We start from the raw sequence: 18,145 nt of genomic DNA on the forward strand, positions 1-18,145 counted from the left end.
AAGGTCGTCGTAACTGACATGACGATTACAAATCACCCCATCCGGACGGCAATTCAGCGGCGCGCATATATCGCTGCTGACGCCTCGTTGGTGTCATGGCTTGAAGGGTTTTCATCGTCAGTCATGTCGTTATGGGTTGCACCGGCGGGCTCTCGCGGCCATGCTGCGGCAGGTTAGCCTGGCAGGGTTTTCTGTTGCCCTTGAGCCTGCTGCCGCTGTTCAGTTCAGTGTGTTGTGATAGTGATGTGTGTCGGTGCGGTAGTAGCCGCGGCGCAGCTCCATGGGGGCATCGTTGTAGGTGTAGGCGATGCGCTCCACGCTCAAAAGCGGTGCTCCGTGCTCTACTTTTAATAGCAGCTCGCGCCCGTCAGTGGCTGCTTCAGCGCGTATTTTTTCTTCGGCGCGAACCATCCGCACGTTGAATTCGGTCTCAAACAACGCATACATGGGGCCGTGGTAGTCGGCCAGCCGCTCGGCTGTCAGGCCCTTGAAGGGTGCGGCAGGAAGCCAGATGTCTTCAAGAATGGTGGGTGTGCCGGCAAAGCTCAGCACGCGTCGGGCCTGCAGCACGGCGTCCCCGGTGCGCAAGGCCAGCGTGCGTGCAATCTCGGCGCTGGCGCGCACGCGCCGGCAGTCGATGATGTCGCGTTGGGCCGGGCCTTCGCTGCCCGGCGTGCCGCTGTCGGGGACCAGCTTGAGAAAGCGGAACTGGACATGTTGCTCGGCGTGGGTGGCGACAAAGGTGCCCTTGCCCTGGCGGCGGACCACCAGGTTGTCGGTGGCCAGCTCGTCGATGGCCTTACGCACCGTGCCCTGGCTGACGCGGTAGCGCGCTGCCAGGTCCATCTCGGAAGGGATGGCTTCGCCCGGTTTCCATTCGCCTGATTGCAGGCTTTGCAGGATCAGGGCCTTGATCTGCTGGTACAGCGGACTGAACGCCGGCGTGGCACCTGGAAAGTCATCGGCGGGTAGGGCGGGAATGGCGGTCATGGGTTGGATTCTGGCTGGCCGTATCATATCTTATATAAGACATAAGACAAATTGACGCCCGCTGCTTTTCAAGCGTAAAATCTTTGGCTGAGCCAGCGCGCGGCCTGCCGTTTTGCGGTGATTTTGACGGGTAAAAGCATAAGACCCGTCAGTAATCACTTCCAGATATTCCAGGGTCGCGCCAGACATCTCACACCACATCCCTCATCTCAACCGATTTTCAACTTCCTGGAGTCCTCCCATCATGAGCAAAAAACCCGTCCGCGTTGCAGTCACCGGTGCAGCAGGCCAAATCGGTTACGCATTGTTGTTCCGCATTGCTTCCGGCGAAATGCTCGGCAAGGACCAGCCCGTCATTCTTCAATTGCTCGAAGTGCCCGTTGAAGGCCCGCAAAAAGCGCTCAAGGGCGTGATGATGGAACTCGACGACTGCGCGTTCCCGCTGCTGGTCGGCATGGAAGCCCACAGCGACCCGATGACCGCCTTCAAGGATGCCGACTACGCGCTGCTGGTCGGTTCGCGCCCACGCGGCCCTGGCATGGAACGTGCCGAGCTGTTGGCCGTTAACGGCGCCATCTTCACGGCGCAGGGCAAGGCGCTCAACGCCGTCGCCAGCCGCAACGTCAAGGTGCTGGTGGTTGGCAACCCCGCCAACACCAATGCCTACATTGCCATGAAGAGCGCCCCTGACCTGCCGCGCAAGAACTTCACCGCCATGCTGCGCCTGGACCACAACCGCGCCGCCAGCCAGATCGCAGCCAAGACCGGCAAGGCCGTGGCCGACATTGAAAAACTCACCGTCTGGGGCAACCACTCGCCCACGATGTACGCCGACTACCGTTTTGCCACCATCAAGGGCGAAAGCGTCGCCAAGATGATCAACGACCAGGAATGGAACGCCAACGTGTTCCTGCCTACCGTCGGCAAGCGCGGCGCCGCCATCATTGAAGCGCGCGGCCTGTCCTCGGCCGCATCGGCCGCCAATGCCGCCATCGACCACATGCGCGACTGGGCCCTGGGCACCAACGGCAAGTGGGTCACCATGGGTATCCCTTCGGACGGCCAGTACGGCATTCCGAAAGACGTCATGTTCGGTTTCCCCGTGACCTGCGAAAACGGCGAATACAAACTGGTCGAAGGCCTGGAAATCGACGCTTTCAGCCAGGAACGCATTACCAAGACCCTGGACGAGCTTAAGGGTGAGCAAGACGGCGTCAAGCACCTGCTCTGAGCAATTAATGAGCGATGTGCGCCGCGCAGGGCCGCCCCAAGCAAGCACGGCCCCCTCGGGGGGCAGCGTAGTACACGAAGTGACAAGCGTGGGGGCTCGCCAACATCCGCGCGACGTTCTGTTGGGTGCCCAGGCACAAGCCGGGTTTCTTCCGGTTTGTGATCACTACAGCGGTGTTGAAGCCCGCATGCGCAAAAGCCTGCAATTGCAGGCCGAGATGATCGAGGAGTTCGGCGCCTGCGTGTTTGACGTGACGCTGGATTGCGAAGACGGCGCACCCGTGGGCGGCGAAGCCGACCATGCCGCGATGGTCGTGGCGCTGGCGGCCCTGGCCAGCGACAAGGCCCGCGTCGCGGTGCGCATCCATTCGGTGGACCACCCCGCCTTTGATGCCGACATGGCTGTCATTGCCGGGAAGCTGTCCCGCCATCTCTCACACATCATGGTTCCCAAGGTGGAATCGGTTGCCGATGTGGTCAGGGCCGAGCAGGCTCTGCTCGCAGCATCGGCCGGTGGCCTGCCGCTGCACGTGCTGATCGAGTCTCCACTCGCGGTGCGAAACGCTTTCGACATTGCTGCTCATCCGCGCGTGCAGTCGTTGAGTTTTGGCCTGATGGATTTTGTCTCGGCGCATGGCGGTGCGATTCCCGCCGACGGCATGAGCAGCCGCGGCCAGTTCACGCATCCGCTGGTGATGCGCGCCAAGCTCGAAATCGCGTCGGCTTGCCATGCCCACGGCAAAGTGCCGTCGCATTGTGTTGTCACAGAGTTCAATGACACTGAGGCCATGACTTCCGCCGCACGCCATGCCGCCCGTGAACTGGGCTACACCCGCATGTGGAGCATCCACCCCAACCAGATCCGGCCTATCCTGGCGGCTTTTGCGCCCACCGAGGGCGAGATTGAAAGTGCTACAAAAATAATAGCTGCTGCCGCAAGCTCAGACTGGGCCCCCATCAGTTTTGAAGGCAAGCTGCACGACCGCGCGAGCTACCGCTACTTCTGGCAGGTTCTGGAGCGCGCGCACCAGACCGGCCGTGTCTTACCGCACGAGGCGCAGGCATATTTTTCTGCGCCGCTTCACTGATTTTTCCGATTGACTGTTGACCGTTCCAAAGGACCCCCCATGAAACATTTCGCTCTCTCTGCCTTGATGCTGGCCGCCCCGGCCCTGTTGCTGGCCCAGACGGCGGCCCCTAAAGCCGCCGCACCCAAGGCTGCAGCCGCAGCTGACCAGCCTGCCCAGGCCGCCAAGCGTGCACCGATCAGGCGCTCTGCCGCCAAGGTGGTGGAAGAAAGGACGCCCATTGACGATGACCCGTCTGTCACCTTGACCCCTGAAGACCTGGAGCTCGCCAAGCGGGTTTACATTGGCACGATTCCCTGCGAACTGGGTGCCTCCGTCACCATCACGCCGAATGAAAAACGCCCGGGCTTCTTCCTGGTGCAGACGGGCAAGATGCGTTTTCGCATGCACCCGGTCGGAAGCCGCACCGGTGCCATCCGCCTGGAAGACGGCCGTGCAGGCGCCATGTGGCTCCAGTTGGGCAACAAGTCGATGCTGATGAGCCAGAAAATGGGCCAGCGCCTGGCTGACGAGTGCATGAGCCCGGCGCAGGTGACTTTTGCCGATGACATGAAGAAGAACCCCCCGACCAGCATTCTGGAGGCCTTGCCTGCCGCCAAAGCTGCGCCAGCTCAGGCTGGCACGGGTTCTGCTCAGCCAGAAACTGCCCCGGCCAAAGCCCCATAAAGCCCGATAAAGCCCAATACAGACACAGACCGCGACCGCACGCGCATCGACCGTGCAAATTTTGAGTACAGGAGAAGAAAACCATGATGCCCGAGTTCATACAAACCTACCGCAACCATGTGGCCGAGCGCGCCGCGCTGGGTATTCCCCCGCTGCCGCTGTCGGCCCAGCAGACCGGTGAGGTCATTGAGCTGCTGAAGAACCCACCCAAGGGCGAAGAGGCCTTTCTGGTGGAGCTGATCACGCACCGCGTGCCGGCCGGGGTTGATGCGGCCGCCAAGGTCAAGGCCAGCTATCTTGCTGCCGTGGCGCACGGCACCGAAAAGTGCTCGCTGATCTCCCGTGAGAAAGCAACGCAGTTGCTGGGCACCATGCTGGGCGGCTACAACATCAGCCCCATGGTCGAGCTGCTCGACGACGCTGAAGACAGCGTCGCCACGCAAGCGGCCAACGGCCTGAAGCACACGTTGCTGATGTTCGACCAGTTCCACGATGTGCAGGAAAAGGCCGGCAAGGGCAACAAATACGCCAAGGCCGTGCTGCAAAGCTGGGCCGATGCCGAGTGGTTCACCAGCCGCCCGGAAGTGCCAGAGTCGATCAAGCTCACCATTTTCAAGGTGGCTGGTGAAATCAACACCGACGATCTCTCCCCCGCACCCGACGCCTGGAGCCGCCCTGACATCCCGCTGCACGCGCTGGCCATGCACAAGAATGCCCGCCCCGGCGTGACGCCCGAAGAAGACGGCAAGCGCGGCCCGGTCAAGTTCATTGAAGAGCTGAAAGCCAAGGGCAACCTTGTGGCCTATGTGGGCGACGTGGTCGGTACCGGCTCCTCGCGCAAGTCCGCAACTAACTCGGTGTTGTGGTTCACCGGTGAAGACATTCCCTTTGTGCCGAACAAGCGTTTCGGCGGTGTCTGCCTCGGCTCCAAGATCGCGCCGATTTTTTACAACACCATGGAAGACTCGGGCGCGTTGCCGATCGAACTCGACGTGAGCCAGATGGCCATGGGCGATGTGATCGAACTGCGCCCCTATGAGGGCAAGGCGCTGAAAGACGGCAAGGTCATCGCCGAGTTCAAACTCAAGAGCGACGTGCTGTTTGACGAAGTGCGCGCCGGCGGCCGCATTCCGCTGATCGTCGGCCGCGGCCTCACGGCCAAGGCGCGTTTTGCGCTGGGCCTTCCCGTGTCTACCCAGTTCCGCTTGCCGCAGAACCCGGCCGACAACGGCCGCGGCTTTACGCTGGCACAAAAAATGGTTGGCCGTGCGGTCGGCTTGCCTGAAGGCCAGGGCGTACGCCCCGGCACGTACTGCGAGCCCAAGATGACTTCTGTCGGCTCGCAGGACACCACCGGTCCGATGACGCGCGACGAATTGAAAGACCTGGCTTGCCTGGGTTTCAGCGCCGACCTGGTGATGCAGTCCTTCTGCCACACGGCGGCTTATCCCAAGCCGGTCGATGTGAAGATGCACCACGAGCTGCCCGAGTTCATGAGCGACCGCGGTGGCATCCCGCTGCGTCCGGGCGACGGCATCATCCACAGCTGGCTCAACCGCATGCTGCTGCCCGACACCGTCGGCACCGGCGGCGACAGCCACACGCGTTTTCCCATCGGCATCAGCTTCCCCGCGGGCTCAGGCCTGGTGGCTTTCGGTGCTGCCACCGGCGTCATGCCGCTGGACATGCCTGAGTCGGTGCTGGTGCGCTTCAAGGGCGAAATGCAGCCCGGTATCACGCTGCGCGACCTGGTCAACGCAATCCCGTTGTACGCCATCAAGGCCGGTCTGCTGACGGTCGCCAAGCAAGGCAAGAAGAACATCTTCTCGGGCCGCATCCTGGAAATCGAAGGCTTGCCCGACCTCAAGGTGGAGCAGGCTTTTGAATTGAGCGATGCCTCGGCCGAGCGTTCTGCCGGCGGTTGCACGGTGCACCTGAACAAGGAGCCCATCATCGAATACATCAACAGCAACATCACGATGCTGAAGTGGATGATCGCCACGGGTTACTCGGATGTGCGCACCATCAAGCGCCGCATCGCCGCCATGGAAGCCTGGCTGGCCGACCCGCAATTGCTCAAGGGCGATGCGGACGCCGAATACGCTGCCGTCATCGAGATCGACCTGGCCGACATTCATGAGCCTATCGTGGCTTGCCCGAACGACCCTGACGACGTGAAGACGCTGAGCGAAGTGGCCGGCAGCAAGATCGACGAAGTCTTTATCGGCAGCTGCATGACCAACATCGGCCATTTCCGCGCCGCTTCCAAGCTGCTCGAAAACAAGCGCGACATCCCCGTCAAACTGTGGATGGCGCCGCCGACCAAGATGGATGCCAAGCAGCTGACCGAAGAAGGCCACTACGGCGTGCTGGGATCTGCCGGCGCACGCATGGAAATGCCGGGTTGCAGCCTGTGCATGGGAAACCAGGCGCAGGTGAAAGAGGGCGCGACGGTGTTTTCCACCTCCACCCGCAACTTCCCGAACCGCCTCGGGAAAAACTCCAACGTCTATCTCGGTTCCGCCGAGCTGGCGGCGATCTGCTCCAAGCTGGGCCGCATCCCCACCAAGGCCGAATACATGGCCGACATGGGTGTGCTGACAGCTGCCAGCGACAAGATCTATCAGTACCTCAACTTCGACCAGGTCAAGGACTACACCGACATGGCTGACACGGTGAAGGACGGCGTGGCCGCTTAAGTGGGCACCCTGCCGTCGGCTTGACAGCCGCAAGCTGAAATGGAAGGATGAAGTGATGAAGAAACCGTCACTTCTTTCCTTCCTTTTTTTTGTTCTTTTTTTGGCCACCGGTGCAGCCGCTCGAGCTCAGGAAGCGCGCACCAACGCCTTCAACGACCCCTTCCTGCAGGTCACTTCGGCGATCAATCCGTGCCCTGTGCCGGAGGGGCCGCTCTATACCGAGCAGGAAGTGCGCGACGTAGCCCATGTGCGGGCGCAGCACGGCGGCAGTTGCTACCGCGTGGGGCGTTGCCGCCTGGCCAACTCGTATTGGTACGATGCCGAAATCATTCCGCGCGTGTCGCAATACATCAAGCTCGACGGCCGGTTCGACGACACCAGTGTGTGGGTGCAGGGCGAGCGGCGTTTGGTCTTTCTCAAAGGTTGCGTCAAGACACGCGAGCAGTCCGAGGCGCTTGAAAAAGCGGTCTGGCTGGTCGACGACGTCATGGGGGTGGTGAACTACCTGCGTGTGGGTGATGAGCCTGTGCGTTACGTGCCGGCGCAGGTTGAAAAGAAATAACGTCCTCCTTTCGACATGAAACACAAAAAGTCTTGCAAGAAATTGCGGGACTTTTTGCTTTTCAATGATCGGAAGTTACAGCCCCGAAGGCAGCGGGTCCACCACCCGCAGTTCCGAGCCATCGACAAACTTCAGGTACCAGAACTCCGGCGCGAGCGGCAGATTGGGGCGCATGTGGCTGATGTTGGCGGGCAGCACATAGACCGTGCTGGCACCATCGTCTGGTGGCGGCGCGAGGTAGTGGCGCTTGACTGCCACCAATCCGCCTATGGTGGAAACCACGGTGCCTATCGATTCGGTGACGGCATTGACGGTGGTGCCCTGGCCCAGCATGTGGATGGTGGTCTGGCCCATCAGGTCGGGGCGTGAGGCTTCTATGTACAGCACTGCCGCGGTGTTGATGCGCAAATCGTCGGGCGCGCTGGGCTCAGTGGCTTTGTTGAACGAGATAAAGGGCATGGATAGGGCCGGTTGGAGACAGGTTTTCGGGCGAATTCTCAGGAAATATGCAGCTCTTTGTGCTCACCCAGCTTGCGCGGCAACTCGCCCAGGATGGCCGCCTTGGCCATCCTGGCCAGCTGCACCATCTTGCTTTCCTTCACATCCCAGTATTCGGCGTGATGAATGCGCACTTCCAGCAGCGCCAGGTCCGGGTCGTTGACGCCCGCAGGAAACCAGGCGCGGGCAAGCGGTGACCAGAGTTCTTCTTTTTTGGCCTGGTCTTCCGCGATCACGGCCTGGCCCGACACCGATACGTAGCTGTCGGCGCCCGGGTCGGCGTAGGACACGTTGACGTTGCCGTCATGCTGCAGCCGCTGGGCCATCTCGCTTTTGCGTGAGATGAAGAAATACAAATGAGATTCCGCATCGAGCGACTGGTTCTGCGTGGTCAGGGGATGGGCGTGCAACATGCCGCTGGCCTGTCGGTGCGTCAGCATGCCGAACTTGATGCCCTGGATCAGCTCCCAAAGGGTGTCGTGGTCTGATTTTGTTGCGCTCATGAAAACTCCCGTGGGTGGTGGCCAATGCGTCGATGCTAGGCATCAAGCCGCGGGCCGCTCATCAGCGGGCGGCGCGGGCAGCTGTCAGCAAGTACCGACAGCCCCGGTTTCCAGGCACAGCCTGTGTAAACCATCGCCCTGCGGGGGAACTAATGGCGCGAGCGGTTACCATATAGATGCAAGTAATTCGCATTTGTATTACGGTTTGCTTACAGGCGCCCCGCAGGCTTCAATGCCTGCGCCGCGCCCGGCCCGGTTCGGGCGAACCGGGCCGTTTTGATCTCTAAAAGGTGTTTCATGAAACTGTCGTTCCCATTCTTTGCCGGCGCTGTGCTGGCTGCTGGCCTGTTGGCCGCGCCAATGGCCTCCACCGCCCAAACCGTCACGCCCACCGCCGAAGGCATCGTGGTTTACAACGCCCAGCACGCCAGCCTGACCAAAGCCTGGGCTGAAGCCTTCAGCAAGGAAACCGGCATCAAGGTCACTTTGCGCAACGGCAGTGACACCGAGCTGGGCAACCAGATCGTGCAGGAAGGCAAGGCCTCGCCCGCCGACGTGTTCCTGACGGAGAATTCGCCGGCCATGGCGCTGGTCGACACGGCAGGGCTGTTCGCTTCGCTGGACGCGGCCACGCTGTCTGAAGTGCCTGCCAACTTCCGCCCCGCGCATGGCCGCTGGACGGGCATCGCCGCGCGCAGCACGGTGTTTGTCTACAACAAGGCCAAGCTCACGCCGGCGCAGTTGCCCAAGTCCATGCTGGACCTGGCCACGCCCGCCTGGAAGGGCCGCTGGGCCGCGTCGCCCTCCGGCGCTGATTTCCAGGCCATCGTGAGCGCGTTGCTCGAACTCAAGGGCGAAGCCGCCACGGCCGCCTGGCTCAAGGCCATGAAGGAAAACGCCACGCCTTACAAAGGCAACGGCACCGTGCTCAAGGCCGTCAATGCCGGCCAGATCGAAGGTGGCGTGATTTACCACTATTACTACTACGGCGACCAGGCGAAGACCGGCGAGAACAGCAACAACGCCCAGCTGCATTACTTCCGCAACCAGGACCCTGGCGCTTTTGTGAGCATTTCCGGTGGCGGCGTGCTGGCCTCGAGCAAGCACCAGCCCGAAGCCCAGGCCTTCGTGAAGTGGGTTGCCGGCAAAGGCGGACAGGACATCCTGAGAACCGGCGACGCGTATGAGTACGCCGTCGGCACCGGCGTAGCCTCCAACCCCAAACTGGTACCTTTGGCTGAGCTGCAGGCGCCCAAGGTGGAGCCTTCCAAACTCAACAGCAAAAAAGTCACCGACCTGATGACCCAGGCCGGCCTGCTGTAAACCACTTCCAATCGCTCCTAACCACTTCAGGTCCGCGGATCTGACACCTGCCTTGAGTGCCTTGCCCTTTGATGTCGGCGCCGACTCCCTTAACCCGGCGAGTGCGGCCCTGCGGCCTTCGCCTGTAGCCGGGCGCGGCGGCTGGCGCCTGTCGGGGGTGGGCAGCGCGGCCCTGCTGGTCTCGTTGCTCGCTTTGTTGCCGCTGGGTTTTGTCATCTGGGTCGGCATCCAGGCGGGTTGGGACACGGCCTCTGCGTTGATCTTCCGGCCCCGTGTGGGTGAACTGCTCGTCAACACTGCTTTGCTGGTAGCGCTGACGGTGCCCTTGTGCGCCGTGCTGGCCGTGGCCCTGGCCTGGCTCACCGAGCGCAGCGACCTGCCCGGTGCGCGCACCTGGGCCTGGCTGGCCGTCGCGCCGCTGGCCGTGCCGGCTTTTGTGCACAGCTATGCCTGGATGACGGTCGCCCCCGGCCTGCACGGCTTGCCCGCCGGCGTGATGGTTTCGGTCATCGCCTACTTTCCATTTTTGTATTTGCCGGTGGCCGCAGCCTTGCGGCGGCTGGATCCGGGCATGGAAGACAGCGCCGCCTCGCTGGGCTTGAGCCCTTTGGCGGTGTTCTTCCGCGTGGTGCTGCCGCAGCTGCGGCTGGCGGTATGCGGCGGCTCACTGCTGGTGGGCCTCCACTTGCTGGCCGAGTACGGCCTTTACGTGATGATCCGCTTCGACACCTTCACCACGGCCATCGTCGACCAGTTCCAGTCGACCTACAACGGGCCTGCGGCCAACATGCTTTCCGGCGTACTGGTGGTGTGCTGCTTCGCGTTGCTGGGACTGGAATCGGCCGCGCGCGGCAAGGAGCGTTATGCGCGCGTAGGTTCCGGCGCGGCGCGCATGCCTTTCAAACGCAAGCTGGGCCGCTTTGCTGGCTTGTGCCTGCTGCTGCCCGCGCTGGTTACCGCTCTGGCGCTGGGCGTGCCGCTGGTTACCCTGGGCCGCTGGCTGGTGGCAGGCGGGGCTGCCGTATGGCGCGTGGATGAAATCGGCCCGGCGATTTTTCAGACCCTGGGGCTGGCGCTGGCCGGTGCGCTGTTGACCACATTGGCCGCTGTGCCCATGGCCTGGCTGTCGATACGCTCGCCCGGCCGGCTGCAGCGCGTGCTGGAGGCCTGCAACTACATGGTCGGTTCGCTGCCCGGTGTGGTGGTGGCGCTGGCGCTCGTCACGGTGACGGTACGCATGCCGATTTACCAGACAGCGCTCACGGTGCTGCTGGCCTATTTGCTGATGTTTTTGCCACGCGCCCTCATCAGCCTGCGCGCCGGCATCGCGCAGGCGCCGGTGGAGCTGGAGCAGGCCGCGCGCAGCCTGGGCCGCACGCCCGCGCAGGCGCTGTGGGCCATCACCCTGCGGCTGGCCGCGCCCAGCGCGGCGGCCGGCGCGGCGCTGGTGGGCCTGGGCATTACCAATGAACTCACCGCCACACTGATGCTCGCGCCCAACGGCACGCGCACCCTGGCGACTTCCTTCTGGGCCTACAGCAGCGAGATCGACTACGCAGCCGCTGCGCCCTACGCGCTCATCATGGTGCTGTTGTCGCTGCCCATGACCTGGCTGCTCTATACCCAATCCAAACGCACGGCGGGACGATGACAACTTCTCTTGAACTGAAGGGCCTGCGCAAACACTATGGCCCTGTGGAAGCACTGGGCGGCGTTCACTTGCACGTGCCGGCCGGCAGCCGCACCGCCATCGTGGGTCCGTCGGGTTCCGGTAAAACCACCTTGCTGCGCATCATTGCCGGCTTCGAAGTGCCCGACGCCGGCCGCGTCGTGCTGGGCGGGCGGCAACTGGCAGACGGGCCGGAGGCCGTGCCGGCGCACCAGCGCGGCATCGGTTTTGTGCCGCAGGACGGCGCGCTGTTTCCGCACCTGACGATTGAGGGCAACGTCGGCTTTGGCCTGCCGCGCAATACGCCCCGGCGCGCTGAACGCATTGCCGAATTGATGGAAATGGTCGCGCTCGACATCGCCATGCTCAGCCGTCGCCCGCATGAGTTGTCTGGCGGCCAGCAGCAACGCGTGGCGCTGGCCCGCGCGCTGGCCCAGCGCCCGCAGCTGATGTTGCTCGATGAGCCTTTTTCCGCCCTGGACACGGGCCTGCGCGCCAGCACCCGCAAAGCTGTCGCGCAATTGCTCAGTGGCGCCGGTATCACCACCATCCTGGTCACGCACGACCAGGCGGAGGCCCTGTCATTTGCCGACCAGGTGGCCGTGATGCGTGAAGGGCAACTGGTGCAGGCTGGCCGCCCGGTGGATCTTTATCTGCGGCCCCGTGATGCCGCGGTGGCCGGCTTCCTGGGCGAAGCCATCGTGCTGCCGGCGCAGCTGGCGGGCGGCTGGGCTGACTGCGCGCTGGGGCGAGTCGCGGTCAACAACGGCCAGCGCAGCGGTGCGGCGCAGATCATGCTGCGGCCAGAGCAACTGCAGGTGGCTGAAGTCCCGGCGCAGGCGGCCGCGCACAGTGCGGATGCCGCTGCGTGCTACGGCGCGGTTATCGACACCGATTTTGGCGGTCCGGTCTGCGTGCTGTCGGTGCGCCTGGTGCGCGGCGCTGGACTGGGCACGGCAGAAGAAACACCCGCGGCGACGGAGCTTGCTGCGTGGGACGTACCGCTGCTGGTGCGCAGCTCCGGCCTGCATGCCCCGGCGCCGGGCGCCATGGTCCGCATCACGGTGGCTGGCCAGGCCCACGTGTTCGAATAAACCGGCCTGGGTGCCGGTTTCCGGAATTTAAGAAAATAGTGGCCGTAGCCCAATAAGAACGGGCGCAAGCAGCTATTAAATTAATAGCATTTTTCCTACTTCTACGGGTGCGATGAACCCAGCTGGAGGCGGACGTTTACCCGGCACGCCCCGCGCAAAGCGGCATGGCTCGACCAGTACATGCCTTGTTACGAATCTTTAAGGCGTCTTACACAGGTCTTTGGGTATATTGTGTACGGTGTACACAAATTAATGGTTGTGCACTTGCACGCCGGCAACTTGATCGGTTGTTGCAGCGTTTCAGGTGACAGCTGCTTACCCAAGGAGATTTCCCATGGCCCGTTACGTAGATGGATTCATCGTTGCCGTTCCCGCCAAGAAAGTGGAGGACTACCGCAAGCTGTCCCGCAAGGCCGGCAAGATCTGGAAGGAGTACGGCGCGATCGAATACACCGAGTGCATCGCCGACGACGTGAAACCGGGCAAGGTCACGTCCTTTCCGCAAAGCGTGAAGCTCAAGGCCGGCGAGGTGGTGGTGTTCTCGTGGATCACCTACAAGTCACGCAAGCAGCGCGACAGCGTCAACAAAAAGGTCATGTCCGACCCGCGCCTGGAGGCCATGATGGATCCGAAGAATCTGCCCTTCGATGGGAAGCGGATGATTTTTGGCGGCTTTAAAACGATTGTTGAGCTTTAAGCATCTAGCCCTGCGCCGCCAGCGCGTGCAGCGCCTGGCGCGTGAAATCGTCCGCCGGGAAAAACGTTTCCATCGCCAGCTCCTGCAGCGTCACATCCACCGGCGAGCCGAAGATAGTGGTGGTGCTGATAAAGCTCAGCACCCCTGAAGGCGTGTTGAATTTGAATGGCATCACCACGCCCGGGTGCTCGCCCTCCAGATTGGGGCCCTTGGCCTCTTCCGGCACGGGGTAGGCCTTCAGCTCTTCCAGCAACGCCACCAGCGCCGGGTCGGCCGTCGCCGTGATCTGCTGGCGCAGGCGTTCAAACAAATGGTCGCGCCACTGCAGCAGGTTGGCGATGCGCGGCGCCAGGCCCTTGGGGTGCAGGCTCAGGCGCAGCACGTTGATGGGCGCCTCCAGCAGCGACGCATCGGCGCCCGCCATCAAATGCGGCACCATGCGGTTGGTGGCCACGATGTTCCAGTGGCGGTCCAGCGCCAGGGCCGGGTAGGGCTCATGGCTTTTGAGCAGCAGCTCCACCGCCTGGCGGGCCGAAGCCAGCGCCGGGTCGTTTAGCGGCCGCTCGCGGTACATGGGCGCATAGCCGGCCGCCACCAGCAGCGCATTGCGCTCGCGCAACGGGATGGCCAGCCGCTCCGCGAGGCGTAGCACCATTTCCCGGCTGGGCATCGAGCGGCCGGTTTCCACAAAACTCAGATGCCGGGTGGATATCTCTGCTTCCTGGGCCAGGTCCAGCTGGCTCAGGCGCCGGTGCTGGCGCCAGTGGCGCAGGTGGTCGCCAAAGGGTTGTGGCGCACTGCGCTGCGCGGGGTGGCTGGGGTGGTGGGTGCTGGCGGTCATGGTCCTCATCGTAAAGCTATGTGAGCAGGTTTCCATTACCTGCCAGGTTATCGACGGGCTGCTGCAGCGCAGGAATGATGACCTCCATGCGCACCGACCGGCGGCCCGGAGCGCTGATCAATATCACCGGCTGCTACTTTCAGGAGTTTTGCCATGTCTTCGAGTTCCATCCTTTCCTCTCCCAACTTCCTGCGCAATGTGCTGCGTGTGGATGCGCTGTCGTGCATCGCTTGCGGTGTATTGCAAGTCACCTTTCCAGCCGCGATGGCCCGCCTGCTGAACCTGCCCGAGGGCCTGATTGCCTACACCGGCGAGTTCCTGCTGGTCTATGCGGCAGTCGTTGCGTTTGTTTCAACGCGTAATCCTTTGCCGCGCGGCGTTATCTGGGCGCTGGTGGCGGGCAATATCGGCTGGGCGCTGGCCTGCGTGCTGATGCTGGCCAGCGGTCGTGTGTCGCCCTCCATGCTGGGCGTGGCCTATGTGGTGATGCAGGCGCTGACGGTGGCGCTGCTGGCCGAACTGCAGTACTTCGGCTTGCGCCGCGCAGCGCCGCAGCCGGCCTGGTGAGAACGCACAAGACTCGGTAGAGGGGCAGGGTATGCGGCGCCGGACTCCCACGGGGTCGCAGTGCCTGCCAGAATGGGGGCTGCCGTCAATAAAAAGGAGTCCGCCATGGCCAAACCGCCTCCCCACGCTTTTTCCTCCACGCTCAAAAGCTTCAAGACCGCCTCCGGCAAAACCGGCAAGTTCTACTCCTTGCCGGAACTCGCCAAACAATTTCCCAAAGTTTCCCGCCTGCCGGTGTCCATGCGCATCGTGCTTGAGTCGGTGCTGCGCAATTGCGACGGCAAAAAGGTCACGGCCGAACACGTGGCGCAACTGGCCCACTGGCTGCCCCAGGCCGAGCGCACCGAAGAAATCCCGTTTGTTGTCTCGCGCGTGGTGCTGCAGGATTTCACCGGTGTGCCGCTTTTGGCCGACCTGGCCGCCATGCGCAGCGTGGCGCTGAAGCTGGGCAAGAACCCAAAAGCCATCGAGCCGCTGGTACCGGTCGACCTGGTGGTCGACCACTCCATCATGGTCGACTACTACGGCAAGAAAAATTCGCTGGACCTCAACATGAAGCTGGAGTTCCAGCGCAACCGTGAGCGCTACGAGTTCATGAAATGGGGCATGCAGGCTTTTGACACCTTTGGCGTGGTACCGCCGGGCTTCGGCATCGTGCACCAGGTCAACCTCGAATACCTCTCGCGCGGCGTGCACAAAAGCAGGGACGGCGTGTACTACCCCGACTCGCTGGTGGGCACCGACAGCCACACCACCATGATCAACGGCATCGGCGTGGTGGCCTGGGGCTGCGGCGGCATCGAGGCCGAGGCTGCCATGCTGGGCCAGCCGGTCTACTTCCTCACGCCCGACGTGGTGGGCTTTGAGCTGACCGGCCGCCTGCGTGAAGGCGTCACAGCCACCGACCTGGTGCTGCGGGTGACCGAGCAGTTGCGCAAAGAAAAAGTCGTCGGCAAGTTTGTCGAATTTTTCGGCGAAGGCACGCGCACGCTGGCCCTGCCGGACCGCGCCACCATCGGCAACATGGCGCCCGAATACGGCGCCACCATGGGCTTCTTCCCGGTCGACGAAAAAACCATTGACTACTTCAAGGGCACGGGCCGCACCAAAGAAGAGATCGAAGCCTTCGAGGCCTACTTCAAGGCGCAGGGCCTCTTCGGCGTGGCCAAGGCCGGCGAGATTGATTATTCGCACGTGGTCAAACTCGACCTGGGCGACGTCACGCCCAGTCTGGCCGGCCCCAAGCGCCCGCAAGATCGCATCGAGCTCGGCAACGTCGCAAGCCAGTTCAAGTCGCTCTTCAGCAAATCGATTGCCGAGAATGGTTTTAACCAGCCCGCCGGCATGCTCAACACCCGCCACCTGGTGCGTCGCACCGATGAAGGCCGGCAAGACACCTTGCCGGCCGCACCGCCCACACCGGCCGGTGCCGCACGCCCCGTGATGGAGATGGAAGGCAACCGCCCCACACTGGCGCACGCACGCGCCAGCAACACCACGGACGCGCCCGCCAAGGCGCAGACCGAGGTGGTTCATTCAGCCCCCGGCATTACGGTGGGGAATGGCGATGTGCTGATCGCCGCCATCACCAGCTGCACCAATACCTCCAATCCCAGTGTGCTGCTGGCCGCGGGCCTGCTGGCCAAGAAGGCGGTGGAGGCGGGCCTGAAGGTCCAGCCGCATATCAAGACCTCGCTCGCGCCAGGCTCACGCATCGTGACCGAGTACCTCACCGAGACCGGCCTGCTGCCTTACCTGGAGAAGCTCGGCTTCGCACTGGCCGGCTACGGTTGCACCACCTGCATCGGCAATGCCGGCGACCTGACGCCCGAACTCAATGAGGCCATCAGCAAGAGCGACCTGGTCTGCGCGGCCGTGCTGTCGGGCAACCGCAACTTCGAGGCTCGCATCCACCCCAACCTCAAGGCCAACTTTCTGGCCAGCCCGCCGCTGGTGGTGGCCTACGCCATTGCCGGCACGGTGATGCGCGACCTGATGACCGAACCCGTCGGCAAAGGCAAGGGCGGCAAGGACGTCTACCTGGGCGACATCTGGCCGACCAGCGACGAAATCTACAAGCTCATGAAGTACGCGATGAACGGCAAAGCTTTTCGCGCCAATTACGCCAAGGTCAAGACCGAGCCGGGCAAGCTCTGGGAAAACATCAAGGGAGTCAAAGGCACGTCATACACCTGGCCCGCCAGCACCTACATCGCCGAGCCGCCTTTCTTCAAAGACTTCACCATGAAAGCGGGCGAGGCGGGCAGCGTGTCCGTCAAGGGTGCGCGCATCATGGCGCTGTTTGCCGACTCCATCACCACCGACCACATCTCGCCGGCCGGCTCGATCAAGGCCAGCTCCCCCGCGGGCCTGTGGCTGCAGGAAAACGGCGTGCAAAAAGCCGACTTCAACAGCTACGGCGCGCGCCGCGGCAACCACGACGTGATGATGCGCGGCACCTTTGCCAATGTGCGCATCAAAAACCTGATGATCCCGCCCGATGCGGAAGGCTCGCGCGAGGAGGGCGGCGTCACGCTGTTCCAGCCCGGCAACGCGAAGATGTTCATCTACGACGCCGCCATGAAATACATGGAGCAAGGTACGCCCACCGTGATCTTTGCGGGTGAGGAATACGGCACGGGCTCATCACGTGACTGGGCCGCCAAGGGCACGCAACTGCTGGGCATCAAGGCCGTGGTGGCGCGCAGCTTTGAGCGCATCCACCGCAGCAACCTGGTCGGCATGGGTGTGCTGCCTCTGCAGTTCAAGCCGGGCGAATCGTGGCAGACCTTGAAGCTCACCGGCAATGAAGTCATTGACGTGATTCCGCACCCCGAACTCAAACCGCAAAGCGAAGCCAGGCTGGTGATCACGCGCGCCGACGGCTCGCGCGAAGAAGTCACCGTCATCCTGCGTGTGGATACACCGATTGAGGTGGATTACTACCGCAATGGCGGCATTTTGCCTTTTGTGCTGCGCCAATTGCTGGCTTGAGGGCCTTGCGGCCCGCGCTGCAATGATCGGGTGTCAGGGCACAGGCCGAAACTGGCCAAAGTTGCCGTGGGCTTCACAGCGTTCCCAGTGATGCTGCAGGCCGCAGAGTTGCTGATGGTTGTGATTGGCGTGCTGGCGGATGTTCCAGGTGTCGTAATTGCCCGAGCCGGTCCAGGCAGTGGCTCCCGCCAGCCACGCATACTGGGCCAGCGCGTGGTTTTCACGCACGAGTTGGCAGGTCAGGCCTGAACCGTACACACCGATGACAAAGGGTGACAGGCCGCCCGCCTCCTGGTCCATACCCTCTTTGACACCCTCGAAATAAGGAAGGATCTCGTCATTGATTTGCTCCGGGTTAACGTCCATGTCCACCGCAAAATAGATGGCGCTGCCTGGGGGTTGCCTTAGCCGCGTCGCATAGTCGTGTGCAGACTGCCCGTCAAGCTTTCCACGGGCCTGGCCAAAATCGGTGAGTGCTGTGGCCCGATCCTGGTAGACCGTCACGATATCCAGCCCGCTTTGCGCCAGAGCGTTCGCCTCCGCGGGCGTGATCCGCTTTTGAGGATCGCTCGTGGTGCGGGAGTAGTAGCGGATCACAAATGTCTTGCCTTCTGTGGCCAGACAGGGCGCAAAGGGATGGCAAGGCCGGTTGGTGGAAAGACCTTCTTTGTTCATGGCTGAGCTTTCTCTTGGCGCGGGGCCTCAGGTTTGGAAGTAGCGTCGC

At 62.7% G+C, this 18,145-nt stretch carries 16 protein-coding genes; 11 read left to right on the forward strand and 5 right to left on the reverse strand.

Translation table 11 applies throughout. The features are described from left to right. Positions 1-219 precede the first annotated feature (219 nt). Entirely contained in the window at positions 220-990 is a 771-nt protein-coding gene (locus tag AC1DVV_RS01540) for a GntR family transcriptional regulator (protein ID WP_457279333.1), read from the reverse strand. 244 nt (positions 991-1,234) lie between these two features. On the opposite strand from AC1DVV_RS01540, the gene AC1DVV_RS01545 reads away from it, so the two are divergent. The 5 genes from AC1DVV_RS01545 to AC1DVV_RS01565 all read left to right on the forward strand — a co-directional run bounded on the left by AC1DVV_RS01545 (position 1,235) and on the right by AC1DVV_RS01565 (position 7,235). Further along, positions 1,235-2,221, forward strand: a complete 987-nt coding sequence (locus AC1DVV_RS01545; RefSeq protein ID WP_457279332.1) for a malate dehydrogenase — start codon at positions 1,235-1,237, stop codon at positions 2,219-2,221. A gap of 88 nt (positions 2,222-2,309) precedes the next feature. Continuing rightward, a complete protein-coding gene (locus AC1DVV_RS01550; RefSeq protein ID WP_457279331.1) occupies positions 2,310-3,308 on the forward strand; it encodes an HpcH/HpaI aldolase/citrate lyase family protein in 999 nt (332 codons plus the stop codon). 39 nt (positions 3,309-3,347) lie between these two features. After that, positions 3,348-3,974, forward strand: a complete 627-nt coding sequence (locus AC1DVV_RS01555) for a hypothetical protein (RefSeq protein ID WP_457279330.1) — start codon at positions 3,348-3,350, stop codon at positions 3,972-3,974. Between the two features lie 83 nt (positions 3,975-4,057). Beyond that, the gene (locus AC1DVV_RS01560) at positions 4,058-6,673 is read left to right on the forward strand and encodes a bifunctional aconitate hydratase 2/2-methylisocitrate dehydratase (protein ID WP_457279329.1); all 2,616 of its coding nucleotides are present in this window, start codon (positions 4,058-4,060) and stop codon (positions 6,671-6,673) included. A 55-nt stretch (positions 6,674-6,728) separates the two neighbouring features. Beyond that, a complete protein-coding gene (locus AC1DVV_RS01565; protein WP_457279328.1) occupies positions 6,729-7,235 on the forward strand; it encodes a BON domain-containing protein in 507 nt (168 codons plus the stop codon). Positions 7,236-7,310: 75 nt separating this feature from the next. On the opposite strand, the gene AC1DVV_RS01570 is transcribed toward AC1DVV_RS01565, so the two are convergent. Continuing rightward, the gene (locus tag AC1DVV_RS01570) at positions 7,311-7,694 is read right to left on the reverse strand and encodes a hypothetical protein (protein WP_457279327.1); all 384 of its coding nucleotides are present in this window, start codon (positions 7,692-7,694) and stop codon (positions 7,311-7,313) included. A 38-nt stretch (positions 7,695-7,732) separates the two neighbouring features. After that, complete coding sequence (locus AC1DVV_RS01575; protein WP_457279326.1) at positions 7,733-8,236, reverse strand: pyridoxamine 5'-phosphate oxidase family protein; 504 nt, start codon at positions 8,234-8,236, stop codon at positions 7,733-7,735. Between the two features lie 297 nt (positions 8,237-8,533). Between AC1DVV_RS01575 and AC1DVV_RS01580 the strand changes: the two genes are divergently transcribed. The 4 genes from AC1DVV_RS01580 to AC1DVV_RS01595 all read left to right on the forward strand — a co-directional run bounded on the left by AC1DVV_RS01580 (position 8,534) and on the right by AC1DVV_RS01595 (position 13,019). Further along, positions 8,534-9,559, forward strand: coding sequence for an iron ABC transporter substrate-binding protein (locus tag AC1DVV_RS01580; protein WP_477666260.1), 1,026 nt, complete (start codon positions 8,534-8,536; stop codon positions 9,557-9,559). A 52-nt stretch (positions 9,560-9,611) separates the two neighbouring features. After that, entirely contained in the window at positions 9,612-11,210 is a 1,599-nt protein-coding gene (locus AC1DVV_RS01585) for an ABC transporter permease (RefSeq protein WP_477666261.1), read from the forward strand. Beyond that, on the forward strand, positions 11,207-12,322 hold the full coding sequence (locus tag AC1DVV_RS01590; protein ID WP_477688771.1) for an ABC transporter ATP-binding protein: 1,116 nt from the start codon (positions 11,207-11,209) through the stop codon (positions 12,320-12,322). Before AC1DVV_RS01585 ends, AC1DVV_RS01590 begins: the two co-directional genes overlap by 4 nt. Before the next feature lie 334 nt (positions 12,323-12,656). Continuing rightward, positions 12,657-13,019, forward strand: coding sequence for a DUF1428 domain-containing protein (locus AC1DVV_RS01595; protein WP_457279322.1), 363 nt, complete (start codon positions 12,657-12,659; stop codon positions 13,017-13,019). A 4-nt stretch (positions 13,020-13,023) separates the two neighbouring features. Here the strand turns inward: AC1DVV_RS01595 and AC1DVV_RS01600 are convergent, their stop codons facing one another. Next, positions 13,024-13,860, reverse strand: coding sequence for a helix-turn-helix domain-containing protein (locus tag AC1DVV_RS01600; protein WP_477702452.1), 837 nt, complete (start codon positions 13,858-13,860; stop codon positions 13,024-13,026). 153 nt (positions 13,861-14,013) lie between these two features. On the opposite strand from AC1DVV_RS01600, the gene AC1DVV_RS01605 reads away from it, so the two are divergent. Both AC1DVV_RS01605 and AC1DVV_RS01610 read left to right on the forward strand, forming a co-directional pair. Beyond that, complete coding sequence (locus tag AC1DVV_RS01605; protein WP_477688772.1) at positions 14,014-14,427, forward strand: hypothetical protein; 414 nt, start codon at positions 14,014-14,016, stop codon at positions 14,425-14,427. A gap of 105 nt (positions 14,428-14,532) precedes the next feature. Next, the gene (locus AC1DVV_RS01610; RefSeq protein WP_477702451.1) at positions 14,533-17,421 is read left to right on the forward strand and encodes an aconitate hydratase; all 2,889 of its coding nucleotides are present in this window, start codon (positions 14,533-14,535) and stop codon (positions 17,419-17,421) included. Positions 17,422-17,454: 33 nt separating this feature from the next. On the opposite strand, the gene AC1DVV_RS01615 is transcribed toward AC1DVV_RS01610, so the two are convergent. Continuing rightward, positions 17,455-18,096: a DUF1906 domain-containing protein gene (locus tag AC1DVV_RS01615; RefSeq protein ID WP_457279318.1), complete on the reverse strand. Its 642-nt coding sequence runs from the start codon at positions 18,094-18,096 to the stop codon at positions 17,455-17,457. Positions 18,097-18,145: the final 49 nt, after the last annotated feature.

The organism is Polaromonas sp. P3_B4, from assembly GCF_056402835.1.